Raw genomic sequence first — 18,690 nt, forward strand, 5'->3', positions numbered from 1 at the left:
GTGGCGTGCGAGGGGTAGTCGGCAGATCGAGCAGGCGCGCCCTCGCGGGTCGTGTCGGCAGAACGGGACGCCGCGTTCCGGCGGGCCTGCTCCCCCTTGCGACGGGTCCGGTCCGGTGACCGCCCCCGTCCCATGCGGCTGCTGACGCCAGGATTGCGGTCCTGGCGTCAGGAGAAAGGTCGCGGCGAGAGGGCGCCAAGGAGCTGTCCGGCAGCGCTCGACGTGCGGACGCGGGTGAAGTCGGCGGACGCCACCGGCCGTCCGATGGGGCAGGTCGCGCCGGGGCCTGAGGGCATCTGCGATGAAGGTCTGCGCACAGTGGGGCATGACGGAGGCCGTAGACGGGCGGCCAGGGCGGTGCGTCCGCCCGCGGACCACATCGGCTGCTCCGGCCCACCCACGGCGACACATGGCGCACGCGGCGAACGTCACGTCCTGCACGGTGGGTGCGGCGGCGTGGGGTGCTCACGTGCACGGCCGTCCGGACGGGCGTCCGGCGAGGGGCGTGCATGCCGGAAACCCCGGCCAGATTCCGACGGGCCGAGGTTTCCGTGGTGTGCAGATTGCGCTGTTACCTGTTACCTGTTGTCGTGGTGCCCGCGTGTTACCACTTGCCCCCGTCGTAGTGGTCCCTGACCACCCGGAAGCTGGCTACGACGCCGTTACGGACCTTCACGCCGCCGTGGACGAAGCGGGTCTTGACGCCGGTGCTGGTGCTCCACGGGCCGACCGTGGCGACGGGGGCACCGTTGTCGCAGGTGGCACCGCGGAAGACCTCGACGGTCCTCCGGCTGTCGTTGCGGACGTTGAAGGTCCTGGAACCCAGGCCGCTGACGACCGTGATGCAGCCGTCGGGCTGGGCGGAGTAGGACCGCTCGTTGAGGAAGATCCGTCCCTCGTAGTAGTGGCCGCGGCCACCACCACCGTAGCCCCCACCACCGCCCCCTCGACCCTCGTTGCCCTTGCCCGCGACACCGTTTCCGCCGTCCCCACCGAGGGGAGCGGCGGGGGCGGCGGGGGCGGCCTGCTGGACGGAGGGGGCGGCCTGGGGGACAGTGGACCCGGCAGCCGAGGCGTAGTTGATACCGGTTGCGGCGAGCGCCGCGGCTCCTACTACTGCGGCAGTTACGGCGACAGTACGCGTAGTCATGTCACTTCTTCCTGTCTCTGATCGTCGGCTGTGCTGCCGACCTGTAAATGAACGTACTTACGGTCCGATTGACTGTCATATCGGACGTACCGAACGCATGGCACCGGTGGGCCGACTGGGGGAATACAGGCATCCAGTACCCATTGATCGAGCATGTGACGTCTCGTCAAATAATCTAAAAATCGGCTTACTTGACGCTCGATTAGGCTTTCTGGGCGATATATTCACGTCCGGTCACCCTGTCGGCAGCATGCCGCCGCTTTCCAGTAGGGCGAACATCGCCTCGCGCCGCCCTGAACAACCGTCATCGACGTCCGCCCCGGCCGCTGCGGCCGAATGCATGCCTCTGGCGCACCCTGACGGCACCGGCACGCCTGGCCGGAGGCGCGCGTGCCCGACATGCGGGGCGGCACCGGCCGAGGAATCGCTGTGGGCAGTGGACGGCAACCACCACGAGGCCGCACCACTGATCGACTCCGGGCGATCCGCAACCCGGCCTGCGATCGAGCTGAGGGCCTGGCAGGTCACCGGCGCCTCGGCCTCCTACGGCGGAGGCGCGGGACATACCGAGACCGTGGATGCCCCCATCATCGCCGACGAGGCACGCATGCGTCGTGATCCGGTGGTGCTGCCACCCGTCGACGAGAGAACCGTCGCCCTGCAGATGCTGACACCCCGTCGCACCGACTCGCCGACGACGACACCCGCCGGATCGACCGGCGTCTCGGCGCCGCGACAGCACCCGCGCTCCCCGCCGACGCCCTTGGACGAGCGCGCCTCATCGACGCCAATCGCTGCACGGCCCTGGAGTGTTCTCGCCCGCTCGGCCGACACGTCGCGTCAGCTGCCCTTCCACAGGCCCCTCGTCGACCCTGCAAGGTCGTACGGAGGCACCATCGGGATCAGCCGTCGCCACAGACGGGCCAGGCAGACATCTACTCCGCGTGATCGCAGGTGGCCCGCACGGCGCCCGCACGGAGGCCGGGGGCGCGCTCGCATCACGCGATCGCGCGCGGCCCCGTCGCCCGCGGTTTCGTGGGCTCGCGCCAGGTCACGGCGGGCGGTGCCCGTGCGGGGGGCTCTCTCCCAGAACGTGTACACAGTCGGCCGGCACGCGCGTCGACAGCTCGACCGACCGGAAGCGATGGGCATCCCGGCCCGTGCGACACGCCCGTGGGGCCCTGCCGGGCAGCACATACGGCCGGACACGGACTGCGCAGTGCCCTGCCGGGCAGCAGATGCCGGCGGGACACGGGCTGCGCGCCGTACGGCGCGTCATGAAGAAGCCCGGGCCGCCCTCCGGGGAAACTCTCGTCATGACCAACGCACCCAAGGCTGTCCTCGAGGGCGGACCCGACGATCTTCCTGAGCGAATCGTCCCACTCACCACGCCCGGGCTCGACGTCAAGATCCCGTTCCGCGGCGGATACGAGCACTTCAAGGCCACCACGCGCCACCAGGAGACCACGGAGGGCCAACTGCCGGTCTACGAATGGTGGGAGCGCACAGAAGTACCGGGATAGGCACCCTCGGAACACGGGCCGAGAGCGGAGCTGCGGACGCATGGACGCCCCGTCGGCTCGTACAGGATGACACCACGTATCCCCGGTTCGATGACCTGGCCGGAACGCGGAGCTGACGGATTCGGTGGAGCCCGGAGGCCCGGAACCGCCGGGCTTCCGGCTCCACCGATGTTCCGGCCAGGTGTTGCCGAGTCGTCAGGCCGTGTGCAGCGTCAGCCCGTACCGGTTGAGAATCTCATTGATCGGCTGGTGCCAGGTCTCACCGCCGCTGCTGCAGTTGCCCCAGCCGCCCGACGTGACGCCTTGCGCCTGGTCGCCGCTGATGAACGAGCCGCCCGAGTCGCCCGGCTCGGCACACACACTCGTCTTGGTCATCTGGTAGACCGCGCCCTGGCTGTAGTTGACCGTCTCGTTGGTCGCCAGCACGTTCCCGCAATGCCAGTGGGACGTGGAGCCGGATCGGCAGATCGAGGCGCCGATGGGGGCTTCCGCGGAGCCGCGGACCAGCTGGTCGGAGACCGTACCCCAGCCGAGAACCACGGGGACGGTCCACCAGCCGTTGCCGACACTGACCCAGGCGTAGTCGTCGCCCGGGAACGAGGAACCCTGGAAGGTGCCGATGTACGAGCCGTCCCATCCGCTGACCCCGGCGCCGGCCTGCCCGCAGTGGCCCGCCGTGACGAAGCCGCCGTACACGGAGAAGCCGATGGAACACCGCACGTTGCCCGTGTAGTAGGGGTCGCCGCCGACCGTGCCGGCGGAGAACGTCTTCGGCGCCTCGGGCGTGCGCTCCACGAGAACAGGTCCGGCCTTCCTGGCCTGCTCGACGAACGCGCGGACATCGTTGTCACGCTCAGCCGAGGCAACGACGTCCACCACGACCCGATTGGCCTCGGGATCGACGTGCCAGCCGGCGACGCCGTCGGGCGCGGAGAGCGCGTCGAGCTGCGCCTTGGCCGCGTCGAGCCGGCGGGCGCTGTGGGCCACCAGTCGGACCGCCGCACCGGTCGCGCGTACGGCGCCGGACTGCCTGTCGCCGGTGAGGGCGACGGTGAGCTTGCCCGTGGCCGGATCGAACCACGATCCGCCGTACGACTGCCCCGCAGCCCGGCGCGCCTCGGCCTGTATGGCCGTTGCCGCCCCCTCGGCGGTCAGACGCGCCGTGGCCTGGCTCTCCGTCAGTCCGAGGTCCTTCTCCATCGCGGAGAGCAGACCGGCCGAGGCCTGCGCCTCGGCGACGGATGCGGAGGTGGGGGCGGATGCAAGGGTGGAGGTGCCGGATGCGCGGGAGGGGGTATCCGCGGCGGAGGCAGGGGCGAGGCCTGCTGTTGCCCAGGCTCCGAGCAGGAGCATGGCGGGCAGACCGGTGCGTAATGCTGTCGTACGTCTCATGGGAAGAGGCCCTTCTGTTGTTCCGACGTCGTGGGGGAGGAACAGCAGCCGTCCGAGGTCTCTCACCTGAGAGCGCTCTCAGAGTGTGCCGCGAGAGACTGTAGCCCAGCAGGTTCGCCAGGTCCATGCCAATTCAGAACGGCTCAAGCCCTCGTACAGCGCAACAACTTGTAGTGTCGGCCCATGGCCGGTGTGCGCCCGCGCATCAGCTGCCACCTGGAGCAGCGCCTCCGACGACGGCCTCTGGTTCGGGAGCCTTCACCATGACACCCTCCGCCGACGACACCGCCTCCTGGAAGAGGCTGTGGCACGGCTCCCCCCACCTCCCGCACGACCCCCTCGACGAGGGGACGCGACGGAGCGCGGATCTCCCGGGCACGCTGCTGCCCGCCCCGGCCGGACTGAACCACCCGGTGATCTTCGAACCTGCGCTGAAGCAGTTCCCCAACGCCTACCGGGCCGGTGAGCCGCACTTCGAGGATGTGGAGGCGGGCCGCGCGTGGCACAGAGCGCGTCGAACGGCGCTGGACACGGTGCTCGCGGCTGTCGCCGCGGGCCCCTGGGCCGACCATCTGGTGCTGCGCGGCAGCGTGTTGATGGCCACCTGGTTCGGGGATGCGGCCCGCGATCCGGGCGACCTGGACTTCCTCGTCGTTCCTCGGGACTGGTCCATGGACGGGCCCTCGGCAGCGGGGCTGTTCGAGACCATCGCGCGGGACGCCGCGGCCGCCGCGCGCGGTTCGCTACGAATCGACGCGGCCGCCCCGGTGACCGAGAACATCTGGACGTACGACCGGGTTCCGGGCCGCCGCATGCTGCTGCCGTGGACCGCGCCGGGGACTCCCGGGGGCACCGTACAGCTCGATGTGGTGTTCAACGAGACCCTGCCGGTCCCGGCCGAACTCACCGCACTCCGGCCCCTGGGCGAGGGGCCGGGCTGTCGGGTACTGGCCGTCTCCCCCGCCCTGTCGCTGGCCTGGAAACTGCTGTGGCTGGTCACCGACGCCTATCCGCAGGGCAAGGACCTGTACGACGCGGTCCTGCTCGCGGAGCACACCGCGCCGCTCTACGACCTGGTGCGGGACGCCTTCGTACTCAGCGGCGGGGAGGGGCTGAGGCCGGCCGGTGCGTGGTGGCTCGACGTCCTGGATGTGGAGACCGAGTGGTGCCATTTCACGGCCGAACACCCCTGGGTCACGGAGAATGCGGCACATTACCTGGACCGTCTCACCCGGGCGCTGGGCCCGCTGCTGGAGGCTGCGGAACCACCGGGCGAGGACGGCTACAGTCGGTGGGCCCGGTGGCTGCAGCCATTGATCGAGTCGGCCCGAGCGGCGGCCTCCGATCCCGCCGAGGGTGCGCTCGGGCCTCTCGACACGGAGGGCCGGGACGGACTGATCACGGCAACCGTGATCGTCCGCGAGACCGTGGGGCGTGAGCGAATCTCGCTCGAGGAGGCACTCTCCGCGGTCCTGGCCGACGGGAGCAGCCGGCCCTACTGGCGGGAGCACCCGAACGCGTGCCGCCGGGCCCTGGACGAGGTGCGATGACCCCGGTGCGGGCTGCTGCAGGTCGGCGCCTCCGTCCGCGAGCACCCGCCCACGGCGCTGGCGGCCGCTCCCCATTGCTCGCCCACTCCTGAAGCGGTGGTCCTCGCCTGCTCCGACGCGGTGGGTCATACCCCCGGACGCCTCCGGTTGTCGCCCGGTCCGCCCGCACGGAAGGTGGGGACTGCGGCCGGTTCCCTCCCGCCGTACGACCCACAGAGAGTGCAGGTGAATGCGGTGACCACCGACCCGTCCTCCGCCGCAGGTGTCCGTGCGCCGGACACCGCGATCGCCAGGGAGGCGACCCAGCTCGTGCGGGATACCGCGAGCGAACTCGTCTACCACCACTCGCGGCGCGTCTTCTGGTTCGGTGCCTTGCAGGGCCGTCGTCGCGATGTGAGTTTCGACCCCGAACTTCTCTACGTCGGCGCGCTCTTCCACGATCTCGGGCTCGGCGAACCCTTCCGCGGGAGCGGCCGGCGATTCGAGGTGGACAGTGCCGACGAGGCCCGGCGGTTTCTGCAGTCGCATCAGGTACCGGAGGACAGCATCCGGCGGGTGTGGACAGCCATTGCGCTGCATACGACGCCCGGCATCCCCGAGTTCATGGAGCCGGAGATCGCTCTGCTGACGGCCGGGGTCGAGTACGACGTGCTCGGCATCGGGTACGAGGACATCTCCGAGGACGAACGGGCGGAGATTGTCGCCATGCATCCGCGGCCGGACTTCAAACGGCGCATTCTGGGTGCGTTCACCGAAGGGATCCGGCCGAAGCCGGAGACGACGTTCGGCAATGTGAAGGCCGATGTGCTGGAGCATTACGTGCCGGGATTCGAGCGCGGGGACTTCGTCCGTACGATCCTCGACTCGCCCTGGCCGGAGTGAGCCGCAGCATCCGGTGAGCTCCGGATGGCGCCGTGGCGGCGCTTCAGCCGGCCTGGCCGATCGCGCCGCGGAGCATGGCCACGGTCGTGGCCGCGGCTCTGCGCTCCGTGTCGTCCTCCGTCGCGCGCACCCGCTCCTCCAGGAGTACTACGGCGGCCTGAAGGACGCCGACACGTACCGGAACGGTCTGCATCCCTGCCAGCACGGCTGCCGCCTGTTCGGCCGGAGTGGCAGTCGCGGCCTGCGGGATGAGGGTGGTGATGCCGCGCCCGAGCGCGCGGTCACGAGGTGATTGAGCCGCTGGTGTGGTCACCGCAGAATTCTGCCGCACCGGGTCGGCCGATCGGGTCAGCGACGTGCCTGCCGCCCGCCGGTGTCGTCGTGGAGGCACGGTGGATCCCGCGCCTCAACAGGTGTTCCGGTGACGCGTGTTCGATGCCGTCGAGCGGCTGCCGCCCGCCGAGCGCCGGTCATGGCTCGGCAGCATGGCCTACGGCCGGGCCCAGGTGCGCATCGCCGCACGCGAGGCGAAGGCGGCGACGTCCTTGTCGAGTGGGTGGTCCATGTACTGGTGGATGCGCCAGGCCGCCTTGATACGGGGCTTGCCAGCGGTCACATAGTCGGCGATCCACAGACCGTCGCCGGCGTACGACGTGGTGTCGTAGTTCAGCCAGAAGTGCCGGTTGCAGTACAGCAGGACCCGGTGATGCGGTCGCAGGCGCTTGACCTCACGGATGAATCGGTCCTTCTCGGCGTTGCTCGCGTGTGTCCCGTCGCCGGTCACCTCCCAGTCGACGGCGAGCAGATCGCCCGCCTTCTCCGGGGCCTTGCTCACGAAGTACTCCGCCTGCGCCGTGAGGTCGCCCGGCCACAGGAAGTGGTAGAAGCCGACCACGCATTCGGCGTCCCGCGCCCGCTTGACCTGCGCGGCCAGACGCGGATTGACGTACGAACGGCCCTCGGTGGCCTTGATGAAAACGAAGTCCAGTCCGTCCGTGTCGAAGGACGGCTGATACGAGCTGACATCGACGCCATGCAGCATGGGCACCGCCTTCAAGTGGGCTCTTTGGTTCCGTTTCTCGTCCTGTACGTGCCCGCAGCCGCCGGTTCCCACCCTTGAGGCCACACGGGGAACTCACTTCCGGCCACCCCGGACAGCTGGTTGCGCCGGAACCGGCACGTGGTGACGTCACGGCGCTCACTGCATGCGTATCGGCCCCTGGAAAGCGCGTCCCCGGGCTGGCACGATGAGCGTCCATGAATGATCCAGAACTTCCGGCCGCTCAGGCGCTTCGGCTGGTGGCAACCCGCTTCCCGCACGCCCTGGGTGCGGTGCTCGGGGGCTCGGCCGCCCAGGGCCGCGTCACTCCGACCAGCGACCTGGACGTGGCCGTCCTTCTGCCGGACTCGGACACCAGCCGCCGTGAGGTGATACGCCATGAGGGCCGCCCGGCCGAGCTGTTCCTGCACACCCTTGCCGACGTGCCGGAATTCTTCGCGTGGGACAGAGCCCGCCGCCGGGGCACGCTCCTGTTCATCTATGACCAGGGGCTGCCCCTGATGGACCCCGACGGGCATGTGTCCCGCACGTGCGAACAGGCCCGAGCGGTGATCGCGGCCGGCCCTCCTCCTCTCACCCCGGCGGAGTGGGAACAAAGCCGCTACAGCCTCACCTGTTACATGGACGACCTGGTAGACACCTCGCCGGCCCATCGGTATGAACAGCTCTCCCTCGCCGATTTCACCCTGCGCGAGGCGGCGCATCTGCTCACTGCCCACCACAACACCTGGACGGGCATCGGCAAGTGGCTCCCCCGCAGACTCCTCAGCGCGGACCCCGCCCGAGGCAAGGCCCTGCTGGACGGCCATCAGGCCGTGGCCGAACGTGCCGACCCCGCACCGTTGGCGGCTGCGGCCGAGCAGGTGCTCGACCTGCTCGGCGGACCGCTGCGGGACGGGTACACACTCCGCTGGCGCACCTGATCAGCCTGGAGCTCACCCTTGTGGAAGTCCCGGACCACCCACGGCGTGTGCCGGGGCGCCCTCCTGCCGCGCCGGCACAGCCCCGTCCTTGATCACCGGCCGTCGTCCGGGGCGGCCGGCAGGCTGTCCATGAAGGAGCTGACGGAGAACACGGCGCGCCCCGGCCCGGGCGGACCGTAGCCGGGCGGCGAGCTGAGCCCGTACTCCTCCATCGTCGCGCGGTAGGCCTCCAGCAGCCGGATGTGGTACTCCAGCGGCGCCCCGTCGGGGTTGGTCTTCCCGAGCGGTGTGGTGGGCTCCGGGCACCAGGTGGTGAACCGCGGGGTGATGCCGTGCGACATGAAGAACCGCAGCCCCTCCGTGGTCGAGCCGATCGCCTCGTCGACCGTCGTGAAACCGAAGGGCTCGGCCATCTCCACACCCGCCACGAAGTTGGGGATGACGTTCCGGGCTCCGAAGACCTCGGCGGAGTCCAGGATGCGGCGGTGCCATTCGTCGCGGCCGACGTACCGCTCCTTGCCGGGGCAGTACAGCTCGAACAGCCGGGGGTCCCACACCTCGTAGTTGGGGTGGTAGATCTGGACACCGTAGTCGTGGAAGCGCTGGACGTCGTCCTTCGGCAGGGCCTGCGCAACGACCTTGCCGATCCAGCGGCCGGGGAAGGTGTCCTCGATGGCCTTGGCGTACTGCCCGTAGAAGTCGGCTTCGTCGCGCCCACCGATGTGGGAGGTGATGGCTCCACCGGTGAGGGTGTAGGCGGTGGAGGTCTTCGCGGTGTCGTACCGGTCGATGATGGCGAGTGCTTCCAGCACCTCCTCGACGGGCTTCACACCGGTGTACGGGCGTCCTGCCGCCTTGTGCTGGCGCCAGTTGTGGTTGATGTCGCAGTACTGGCACTCCTCCTTGGCGCCGAAGTACTGGCAGACGCGGAAGACCGTCAGATAGACGAGGTAGCCCCACTGGATGGTGGGCGCGACCTCCATCACCGACTTGCCGTTGGCAAGCGTGTGCCGGTAGTAGTCCGGCATCGGGGGCAGGCCCACGTCCGAGATCCGTCTGCCGTCGAGGTAGAGCCCCAGGACGCCTTCCCGGTCCGCGGCGACGCGGTACGGCGACCCCGGGTTCACCCGTACCGACACGACCGTGCGGCGCAGCTCGTACGGACCGCCGGTGAGCACGATCTCCTCCGGCGGCCGTCGCAGCGCGGCCGCGCCGAGCTCGGGCAGGGTGCCGTGGTCGAAGGAGAAGATGAAGTACGACTTCGGCTTGACGTCGCCGTCCTCGTTGTCGCTGAGCGCGGACTCGTCGAACGCCACGCCGCCGCGCAGCAGGTCCTCCTTGATGACAGCTTCGCGCGGCACGTGCGGGAACCGTTCCATCAGCTGCTCGATGAGGCGGGTCCGGCTCGCGTCGGTGCGTCCGGGGGCGCCTGAACGGCTGGGGTCGCTGGGGTCCGTGCGACCGTTGTCGGTGCGGCTGGGCATGTACGGGGCTCCTCGGTCCGGGTGGTCGAAGGGTTCTTCCTGGTACGCCACACTGTGCAACGAACCACGTCCGTCAAGCGTTCGCGGCGCCGTGCACGGACCGGTCCGCCCGTCGGTCAGCTGCCCCAGTGTGTGGGACGGCTGAGTGACGGCGGGAGTTTCGTCGCGCCGTTGCCGCGGGCGGCGTTGAGCTGCGCCTGGGTGAGGAAGAGGCTTCCGGTGAGGTCGGCGCCGGACAGTTCCGCGTCCCGGAGGTCCGCGCCGATGACGTCGGCGTGGCGCAGGTCGGCGCCGGTGAGGTCGGCGGCGATGAGGTACGCGCCGCGCAGGTCGGCTCCTTGCAGGTCGGCGTCCTTCAGCCGGGCACCGATGAGATCGGCGCCGCGGAGGTTGCGCTTCTTCTTGCGGGGAACCGTCCCTCGTACGAGTTCGCTGGTACGCAGCAGCAGTGCGGCGACGTCGTCCCGGTGTCCGTCCACATCGAGGGCGGTGAACGCGTCGGGGGCGACGTGCGTGAGTCGTTCCGTCCTGTCGAGCGTGCGTCGTATCTCGCCGTGGAGGGGGCGGGCCGCCTGCAGAGTCAGCGCTTCGGTGAGGTACCAGAGCAGTTCGTGGAGTTGCCGCATGACCGGGAACACCTGGAACATCTGCTGGGCGGTCTGCGGGGCCCGCCGCCAGTCCTGTCCGTCGAAGGTCTCCTGGGAGACCTTCTGGCCGGCGCCGAAGCAGTCGTAGACCGTGCAGCCGGGGAAGCCCTCGGTACGCAATGCGGTGTGGATGCCGCAGCGGAAGTCGTCCTGGAGATTGTGACAGGGCTGCCCGGCGTCCTTGTTCACCGCGAAGTCCGCAGACCGGGTCAGGGTCAGCGCGACGCAGCACAGTCCGAAGCAGTTGGCGCAGTCGGCGCGCAGCACGGCGGCACGGTCCACGCCACCGCTGTCGCCGTCACGCTGCGTGGTGCGGTCGGTGACGTCGTGGCGGCCGTCTGTACGGGCCGTGCGGCGGGCGCGGTACACGGCGCGATCGGTGCTGTTCCTACCGGGGCCTCGGGCGTTGTCGGACACAGTGCGTGGGATCCTCAGAGCTGCGGAGTGCGTGAAGGGTCGAGCCTACCGAGGTACCGCCGGCCGATGAGCACGCGGGCCGACAGCCTCGATCCCGGATGCCGGACGGAACCGGTCCGGAACCACGACGAGCGGACGGTTCCCCCTGGGCCGTGGTCTCCACCGCGCGGTCTTCGGGCGGGCCGGTGTCAGTGGCGCGCCGCACACTGGCAGAGGCGCGCAGACGGCGAAGGGGACGTGGATGAGCAGTGCGGACGATCACGACGCGGGGTTCGAACCGGCCACCGGGGACGGTCCGTTGTCACCGGGGCCGGCGGGGAAGCGTGCGGCGTCGGTGCGGACGGCGTTCGAGGGGCTGCTGCAGATCCGACGGCTGACCAACTCGGGCCGACCGCATCCGGAGGGCGTACCTGCCCCGTGGGAGCGCCATCGGACGGTACGGGCGGTCGCCCTGGCACTGGAGGCGGACGGTCTGCCCCCGTCCGCCGTCGATGCGTCCGGGCAGCGGGTCGCGACCGGGTACCGCGTGCGGGAGGGCGAGCAGCCTGGCACCGTACGGGTGGAGTGGCTCGGTCCGCCCGGCAGCGGGGCTGCGCACGAGGAGGAGGCCGAGCTGGCCCGGTGCGCGGCCGCGCTGGGACGGCTGGGGTGGACGGCGCTGCTCTACCGCGGGCCTCGGCGTCGCAGGTTCCTGGAGGTCGAGCCCTGAGCGGCAGTGTTCAAGACCTGAACGCTCAGTGGCCAAGCATTACCAACAGAAGGTCCGTACCAACTCCTTGACGCCCTTCCGCGCCAACACTTAAATCAAGAATTGAATTAAGCGCCGGGCCGCTCCTCTCCCGGGCGCCGATTCGCCGTGCAATCTGTCATGCCCATGCCCCCACCATGAAGTGATGTGATGACTGTGCGAACCCCCAGACGGCGCCGGATGGCGCTGTACCTCGTGGCCCTGCTGTGCTGTTCCGGTGCGATGACCGCCGCCCCCGCAGGCGCGGCACCGGCGCCCGAGCCGCTCGCCGCCGCCGCGACGACGTTCTCCGACGACTTCGACGGTCCGGCCGGATCGGCGGCCGACGGCGGCAAGTGGCAGATCGAGACCGGCGACAACGTCAACAACCACGAGCGGCAGTACTACACGGCGGGCAACAGCAACGCCGCCCTGGACGGCCAGGGCCACCTCGTCATCACCGCCCGCCGCGACAACCCCGGCAACTACCAGTGCTGGTACGGCCGGTGCGAGTACACCTCCGCCCGGCTGAACACGTCGGGCAAGTTCAGCTCGACGTACGGGCACGTCGAGACCAGGATGAAGATCCCGCGCGGTCAGGGCATGTGGCCCGCGTTCTGGATGCTCGGCAACGACATCGGCAACGTCGGCTGGCCCAACAGCGGCGAGATCGACATCATGGAGAACGTCGGCTTCGAACCCGGCACGGTCCACGGCACCATCCACGGCCCCGGGTACTCCGGCTCAGGCGGCATCGGGGCCGGCTACGCCCTCCCCGGCGGCCAGGCGTTCGCCGATGCCTTCCACACCTTCGCGGTGGACTGGGCCCCCGACTCCATCACCTGGTCCGTGGACGGCAATGTCTACCAGCGCCGCACACCGGCCGACCTCGGTGGCAAGAGCTGGGTGTTCAACAAGCCGTTCTTCATCATCATGAACCTCGCGGTCGGCGGCTACTGGCCCGGCGACCCCGACGGCAGCACCGCCTTCCCGCAGCAGCTCGTCGTCGACTATGTGCATGTGACCACCAGCGACAGCGGATCCGGTGGGACGGGCGGCTCGATCACGGGGCTGGGCGGCAAGTGCGTGGACGTGGCGGGCGCCTCGGCCGCCAACGGAACAGCCGTCCAGCTCTACGACTGCAACGGAACCGCCGCACAGAAGTGGACCGTCGGCTCGGACGGCACGATCCGCGCGCTCGGCAAGTGCCTCGACGTCAAGGACAACAGCACCGCCGACGGCGCCCAGCTCCAGCTCTGGGACTGCACCGGCGGAGCCAATCAGCGATGGGGTGTCTCCGGTGCCCGGGACATCGTCAACGTCCAGGCGGACAAATGCATGGACGCCACCGGCAACTCCTCCGCCAACGGCACCCGGCTCCAGATCTGGACCTGTGCCGGAACCGCCAACCAGAAGTGGACGGTGAACGCCGCATGAGCCCCTCCCCCGGCACGCGCCGCCGCCTCGGGCCGCTCGTCCTCCCGGCAGCACTCCTCCTCGCCGCCGGAGCCTCGCTCGTCACCCTGCCCGCCACCGCCAGTGCCGCGGCCGCCGCCACCGGCTCGATCACCGGGCTGGGCGGCAAGTGCGTGGACGTGGCGGGCGCCTCGGCCGCCAACGGAACAGCCGTCCAGCTCTACGACTGCAACGGAACCGCGGCGCAGCAGTGGACCGTGGGCTCCGACGGTACGATCCGCGCGCTCGGCAAGTGCCTCGACGCGAAGGACAACGGCATCGCCAACGGCACACAGCTGCAGCTGTGGGACTGCAGCGGCGGAGCCAACCAGCGGTGGTCGGTCTCCGCGGCCCACGACATCGTGAACACCCAGGCCGACAAATGCATGGACGCCACCGGCAACTCCTCCGCCAACGGCACCCGGCTCCAGATCTGGACCTGCACCGGAACCGCCAACCAGAAATGGACCGCACCGTCGGGCGGCGGCACCCCCACACCCGGCGGCACGATGGCCGTGGCGCCCTACCTCTACAACGGCTGGGGCAGCCCGCCCAGTCCGACGACCGTCATGAACGCGACCGGCGTGAAGTGGTTCACCCTGGCCTTCGTGCTCAGCAACGGTTACTGCAACCCGCAGTGGGACGGCGGGCGGCCGCTGACCGGTGGCGTCGACCAGCAGACCATCAACACCGTGCGCGGCGCCGGCGGCGACGTCATCCCGTCGTTCGGTGGCTGGAGCGGCAACAAGCTGGAGAGTTCCTGCTCCAGCGCGGGTGAGCTCGCGGCCGCGTACCAGAAGGTCATCAACGCGTACGGGCTCAAGGCGATCGACATCGACATCGAGGCGGACGCCTACAGCAGCGCCACGGTCCAGCAACGCACCGTCGACGCACTGAAGACCGTCAAGGCCAACAACCCCGGCATCAAGGTGTACGTCACTTTCGGTACCGGCCAGAGCGGCCCCGACACCAGCCTGATCAACCGGGCCGCCTCCGCGGGACTGACCGTCGACAGCTGGACGATCATGCCGTTCGACTTCGGCGGCGCCGGACAGAACATGGGCACGCTCACCACACGTGCCGCCGAGGGCCTGAAGAACGCGGTGAAGAGCGCGTACGGATACAGCGACGACCAGACCTACCGGTCGATCGGCATCTCGTCGATGAACGGCATCACCGACGACAACGAGACGGTGACGGTCGACGACTTCCGCACGATCCTGGCCTACGCCCAGCAGCACCATCTGGCACGGCTCACCTTCTGGTCGGTGAACCGTGACCGGCCGTGCACGGGCGGCGGAGCCGACACCTGTTCCGGTGTGAGCCAGCAGGCGTGGGACTACACGCGGGTGTTCGCCCAGTACACCGGATGACCTGACGGGGGGAGCGCCGTGGGTGGGTGGCCGTGTGCCCGCACTCGGCGCTTTCGCAGGGGGCGCCGGCCGCTCGTCGACCCGGAGGTTCATTCCGGGCCGGCGGGCGGCTGCGCATTTGCCGGCCACCTGGCCCGGGGCGGTTGCGTCCGGAACCCGCCCTCGCCCGTGGCGCGTCTGCCGGTGAGGGCTGTGGCCCGACCGCGCACACATAGGTCGCCTGCCGGATAATCCGCCACGGACCGACTGGCGATTACCCTGGCAGACATGACTGCCATGGCACCCGCCCGCACCGCACCGGACCTCTCCTTCCTGCTGGATCACACCAGCCATGTTCTGCGGAGCCAGATGTCGGCGGCGCTCGCCGAGATCGGGCTCACCGCGCGCATGCACTGCGTCCTGGTCCACGCCCTGGAGGAGGAGCGGACCCAGATCCAGCTCGCCGAGCTCGGCGACATGGACAAGACGACGATGGTCGTGACGGTCGACGCCCTGGAGAAGGCCGGTCTCGCCGAGCGCCGGCCGTCCAGCAAGGACCGGCGGGCGCGGATCATCGCCGTGACCGAGAAGGGCGCGCAGGTCGCCGAGGAGAGCCAGAAGATCGTGGACGCAGTGCACGATCAGGCACTCGGCTCCCTCCCCCAGCAGGAGCGCGAGGTGCTGGTGCGAGCGATGCAGCGCCTGGCGGACGGCCATCTGGCCACACCCTCAGAGAGCCGGCAGCCGGTTCGACGCGCGCGTCAGCGCGGGTGACCGACAGGCAGATCCGAAATAGATAGTCCGTAACAAAACAATCTGCTAACGTCTCTCCTGTCGCCTCATTCGACAGGAGAGTCCGCATGTCCGCGCCATCTGCTCCTTCCTCCGCCTCCGCCGGCCCCGCACCCACCGCCGCGGCCGCACCGCCTGCCGCCACGGCCCGTTCACGTCGGGCGGCCCTCGGAGTGATCGCCACGGGGATGCTGATGATCATCCTCGACGGCTCCATCGTGACCGTGGCGATGGAGGCCATCCAGAACGACCTGGGGTTCACCCCGGCCGGGCTGAGCTGGGTCGTCAACGCCTACCTGATCGCGTTCGGGAGCCTGCTGCTGCTCGCGGGCCGGCTCGGCGATCTGCTGGGCCGCAAGCGCATGTTCCTGGCAGGCACCGCCCTGTTCACCGCCGCATCGCTCCTGGCAGGCGTCGCAACCACTCCCGCACTCCTGATCGCCGCCCGCTTCCTGCAGGGCATCGGCAGCGCGATGGCCTCCGCCGTCGGTCTGGGCATCCTCGTGACGCTGTTCACCGGGCCCCGGGAACGCGCCCGCGCAATAGCCGTCTTCAGTTTCACCGGGGCGGCCGGCGCATCGATCGGCCAGGTCCTCGGTGGCGTGCTCACCGATGCGCTCAGCTGGCACTGGATCTTCTTCATCAACCTCCCGATCGGGCTCACGGTCCTCGTCCTCGCCGTGCCCGTGCTGCCAGCCGATCGCGGTCTCGGTATTCGCTCCGGGGCCGATGTCGCCGGTGCGCTGCTGGTCACGGCGGGGCTCATGCTCGGGATCTACACCGTCGTCAAGGTCGAGACGTACGGCTGGATCTCGGCACACACTCTCGGCCCGGGTGCACTCGCCGTCCTCCTGCTCGCCGCGTTCCTCGCCCGCCAGGCCTCCGCCGCAACTCCGCTCATGCCACTGCGCATCCTGCGGTCCCGCGCAGTGGCGGGTGCCAACCTGGTCCAGATCCTCATGGTGGCCGCGCTGTTCTCGTTCCAGATACTCGTCGCTCTCTATCTCCAGAAGGTCCTCGGCTACGGCTCGGCGCGCACGGGGCTCGCCATGCTTCCCGCTGCCGCGGTCATCGGCCTGGTGTCCCTGGGGGTCTCGGCCCGTCTCAATGCACGTTTCGGCGAGCGTCGTGTACTGCTGAGTGGGCTCGTGCTGCTGATCGGCGTCCTCGGGCTCCTGGCCCGGGTACCCGTCCATGCGCATTACCTCACCGATCTGCTCCCGGTGATGCTGCTGGCGGCTGGTTTCGGCCTCGCGCTCCCGGCACTGACCGTGCTCGGCATGTCCGACGCAAAGGCCGACGACGCCGGGCTCGCATCGGGGCTGTTCAACACGACCCAGCAGATCGGCATGGCCGTCGGCGTCGCGCTGCTGTCCACGCTGGCGGCCTCCCGCACCGACGACCTGCTCACGGACGGACAGAGCCGGGCCGCTGCCCTGACGGGCGGCTACCACCTGGCGTTCACCGTCGGCGCCGGTTTTCTCGTCACCGCGTTCGTCGTCGCGTTCGCGGTACTGCGCCCGCACCGGCCGACGCCCGGGGACGCCCCGGAGACAACCGCCACGGTTGCCTGACCTCCCGTTCCTTCTCTCCTGTTCCTCCCGTCCCGGCCATCCCTGCACACAGTGCCGGACCCCGTTGTCAGACCCATGAGGAATGCTTGACGGACCGACACCTCTGACCAGGAGATGCTGACATGCACCATGAGGAGCTCGCCGCGGCCCGGGCGTACGTCCGGTTACTGGAAGCGACTCGGGCCGCCCTCGCGGAGCCCGACGAGGCGCCGCTGTACCTGTCGCTGCTCGCCTCCCCGATGGCCGAGGCCGATGGCGCGCTGCGCCGGGCGGGACTCTTCGGCAACGAGGCCAGATTCTTCGATCTCGTACGGTCCCTTCAGCCGAGCATGTCCGGCAGCGATCGCTGAATCTCCGGGCGAACGGCCGACAGCGACCGCATCCGCGGCAAGGGAGGTCGGCGGGGCGCGCCGGTGGTTCCCACCACCGGCGCGCCCCGCACCCGGCTCCGTTGCTCAGTCCGCGACCGGGGCTCCGCCTGCGAGGCCGAGTTCGCGGTCGCCCAGCGGCTCGAAGAAGCCCGCCACGTCCGACGCGTCGACCTGGGCGAGCCGGGCCGGGCTCCAGTGCGGGTCGCGGTCCTTGTCGATGATCTGGGCGCGCACGCCCTCCACCAGATCGGGCCTGGTGAAGGCCGCACAGGAGACACGGAACTCCTGGTCGAGCACCGCCTCCAGGCTGCCGAGCAGCCGTGCGCCGCGCACGGAGGCAAGAGTCACCTTGAGTGCGGTGGGCGACTTGGCCAGGATCGTCTCGGCAGTCTCCTTCGCGGCGGGTTCGCCGCAGTTCTGGAGCCGTTCGACGATCTCCTCGACCGATTCCGCCGCGTAGCAGGCGTCGATCCAGCCGCGGTGCGCGGCCAGTTCGCCGACGGGCGGGGCCGTGGCGTACCGCCGCGCCGTCTGCTCGATCTCGGAGGACGTTGCGCTCCCGGCAAGATCCCGGGCGAGTTCCGCCAGACGCTCGGACGGTACGAAGTGGTCGGCGAGCTCGCACAGCAGTGCATCGCCTGCGCCGACCGCGTCCCCGGTGAGCGCCAGGTGGGTGCCGAGCTCGCCGGGCGCCGAGGCGAGGAGGTGCGTTCCACCGATGTCCGGCACGAAGCCGATGCCGGTCTCGGGCATGGCGACGCGTGAGCGTTCCGTGACGATGCGGACGCTGCCGTGGGCCGACACTCCGACGCCGCCGCCCATGACGATGCCGTCCATGAAGGCGACGTACGGCTTGGGGAAGCGTGCGATGCGGGCGTTGAGGCGGTACTCGTCGCGCCAGAAGTCCACCGATGCGCTGCGTCCCGCGCGGGCGTCCTCGTAGATGGCGCGGATGTCACCTCCTGCGCACAGCCCGCGCTCTCCCGCCCCGCTGATCAGCACCGCGGTGACCGAGTCGTCGCGCTCCGCCGCGGTGAGGGCTTCGTCGATGTGCCGGACCATGGTGTGGGTCAGCGCATTCAGGGCACGCGGCCTGTTGAGCGTGATGCGCCGGATACGGCCCTCGGTGTGCAGCAGGACCTGGTCGTCGTTGTTCATGCGTGCGCTCCGGTCCGCCCCTGTGCCGTACCGTCCGCCGGTCACGGACGATCTTTCCCCGTTCATTGTGCGCGGTGGGCCGCGAGGCGGAGGCGCGGGGGGTGCCGCCGGCAGAGGGGTCCGGCGCGGTGGTGCGGGTCGCTTCCGCCTGGCAGCGACCTGGAACCGGTTCGACAATGTGAGACACGGACGACCACCGCACACAGGCCCCACTGCCCGCCCATCACGCCGGA

Annotated in this window: 17 protein-coding genes; 10 read left to right on the forward strand and 7 right to left on the reverse strand. The window is 69.9% G+C overall.

The genetic code is table 11. The features are described from left to right. Positions 1–604: 604 nt before the first annotated feature. The gene (locus OG878_RS01885) at positions 605–1,150 is read right to left on the reverse strand and encodes a hypothetical protein (protein WP_328885091.1); all 546 of its coding nucleotides are present in this window, start codon (positions 1,148–1,150) and stop codon (positions 605–607) included. A gap of 1,316 nt (positions 1,151–2,466) precedes the next feature. On the opposite strand from OG878_RS01885, the gene OG878_RS01890 reads away from it, so the two are divergent. Further along, positions 2,467–2,673, forward strand: a complete 207-nt coding sequence (locus tag OG878_RS01890) for a DUF5988 family protein (protein ID WP_328885092.1) — start codon at positions 2,467–2,469, stop codon at positions 2,671–2,673. A gap of 195 nt (positions 2,674–2,868) precedes the next feature. Here the strand turns inward: OG878_RS01890 and OG878_RS01895 are convergent, their stop codons facing one another. Further along, positions 2,869–4,065, reverse strand: coding sequence for a S1 family peptidase (locus tag OG878_RS01895; protein WP_328885093.1), 1,197 nt, complete (start codon positions 4,063–4,065; stop codon positions 2,869–2,871). A gap of 263 nt (positions 4,066–4,328) precedes the next feature. On the opposite strand from OG878_RS01895, the gene OG878_RS01900 reads away from it, so the two are divergent. Together OG878_RS01900 and OG878_RS01905 are read left to right on the forward strand one after the other, a co-directional pair. Continuing rightward, positions 4,329–5,615, forward strand: a complete 1,287-nt coding sequence (locus tag OG878_RS01900) for a nucleotidyl transferase AbiEii/AbiGii toxin family protein (protein ID WP_328885094.1) — start codon at positions 4,329–4,331, stop codon at positions 5,613–5,615. 234 nt (positions 5,616–5,849) lie between these two features. Continuing rightward, entirely contained in the window at positions 5,850–6,497 is a 648-nt protein-coding gene (locus OG878_RS01905; RefSeq protein WP_328885095.1) for an HD domain-containing protein, read from the forward strand. Between the two features lie 43 nt (positions 6,498–6,540). Here the strand turns inward: OG878_RS01905 and OG878_RS01910 are convergent, their stop codons facing one another. Further along, positions 6,541–6,810 carry a hypothetical protein gene (locus tag OG878_RS01910; protein ID WP_328885096.1) on the reverse strand — a complete coding sequence of 90 codons (270 nt, stop codon included), beginning with the start codon at positions 6,808–6,810 and terminating at the stop codon, positions 6,541–6,543. A 177-nt stretch (positions 6,811–6,987) separates the two neighbouring features. Next, positions 6,988–7,539, reverse strand: a complete 552-nt coding sequence (locus tag OG878_RS01915; protein ID WP_328885097.1) for a glycoside hydrolase family 25 protein — start codon at positions 7,537–7,539, stop codon at positions 6,988–6,990. A gap of 215 nt (positions 7,540–7,754) precedes the next feature. On the opposite strand from OG878_RS01915, the gene OG878_RS01920 reads away from it, so the two are divergent. Then, entirely contained in the window at positions 7,755–8,480 is a 726-nt protein-coding gene (locus OG878_RS01920; RefSeq protein ID WP_328885098.1) for a nucleotidyltransferase domain-containing protein, read from the forward strand. 92 nt (positions 8,481–8,572) lie between these two features. Here OG878_RS01920 and OG878_RS01925 read toward each other — a convergent pair whose 3' ends face one another. Both OG878_RS01925 and OG878_RS01930 read right to left on the reverse strand, forming a co-directional pair. Continuing rightward, on the reverse strand, positions 8,573–9,964 hold the full coding sequence (locus OG878_RS01925; RefSeq protein WP_328885099.1) for a radical SAM protein: 1,392 nt from the start codon (positions 9,962–9,964) through the stop codon (positions 8,573–8,575). A gap of 116 nt (positions 9,965–10,080) precedes the next feature. Next, a complete protein-coding gene (locus OG878_RS01930; protein WP_328891102.1) occupies positions 10,081–10,893 on the reverse strand; it encodes a pentapeptide repeat-containing protein in 813 nt (270 codons plus the stop codon). Between the two features lie 376 nt (positions 10,894–11,269). Between OG878_RS01930 and OG878_RS01935 the strand changes: the two genes are divergently transcribed. The 6 genes from OG878_RS01935 (at position 11,270) to OG878_RS01960 (ending at position 17,278) form a co-directional block, all read left to right on the forward strand. Beyond that, entirely contained in the window at positions 11,270–11,737 is a 468-nt protein-coding gene (locus OG878_RS01935) for a hypothetical protein (protein ID WP_328885100.1), read from the forward strand. A gap of 189 nt (positions 11,738–11,926) precedes the next feature. Next, positions 11,927–13,192: a family 16 glycosylhydrolase gene (locus OG878_RS01940; protein ID WP_443049044.1), complete on the forward strand. Its 1,266-nt coding sequence runs from the start codon at positions 11,927–11,929 to the stop codon at positions 13,190–13,192. After that, positions 13,189–14,583, forward strand: a complete 1,395-nt coding sequence (locus OG878_RS01945) for a ricin-type beta-trefoil lectin domain protein (protein WP_328885101.1) — start codon at positions 13,189–13,191, stop codon at positions 14,581–14,583. The genes OG878_RS01940 and OG878_RS01945 overlap by 4 nt, the downstream gene beginning before the upstream one ends. A 267-nt stretch (positions 14,584–14,850) precedes the next feature. Next, entirely contained in the window at positions 14,851–15,336 is a 486-nt protein-coding gene (locus OG878_RS01950; RefSeq protein WP_328885102.1) for a MarR family winged helix-turn-helix transcriptional regulator, read from the forward strand. A gap of 86 nt (positions 15,337–15,422) precedes the next feature. Next, complete coding sequence (locus OG878_RS01955) at positions 15,423–16,928, forward strand: MFS transporter (RefSeq protein WP_443049045.1); 1,506 nt, start codon at positions 15,423–15,425, stop codon at positions 16,926–16,928. Between the two features lie 122 nt (positions 16,929–17,050). Further along, positions 17,051–17,278 (forward strand): hypothetical protein, encoded by a 228-nt coding sequence (locus OG878_RS01960; protein ID WP_328885103.1) that lies wholly within the window; start codon positions 17,051–17,053, stop codon positions 17,276–17,278. Between the two features lie 105 nt (positions 17,279–17,383). Here the strand turns inward: OG878_RS01960 and OG878_RS01965 are convergent, their stop codons facing one another. Further along, a complete protein-coding gene (locus tag OG878_RS01965; protein ID WP_328885104.1) occupies positions 17,384–18,457 on the reverse strand; it encodes an enoyl-CoA hydratase/isomerase family protein in 1,074 nt (357 codons plus the stop codon). Between the last annotated feature and the right edge of the window lie 233 nt (positions 18,458–18,690).

Source organism: Streptomyces sp. NBC_00316, assembly GCF_036158715.1.
Classification (GTDB): domain Bacteria; phylum Actinomycetota; class Actinomycetes; order Streptomycetales; family Streptomycetaceae; genus Streptomyces.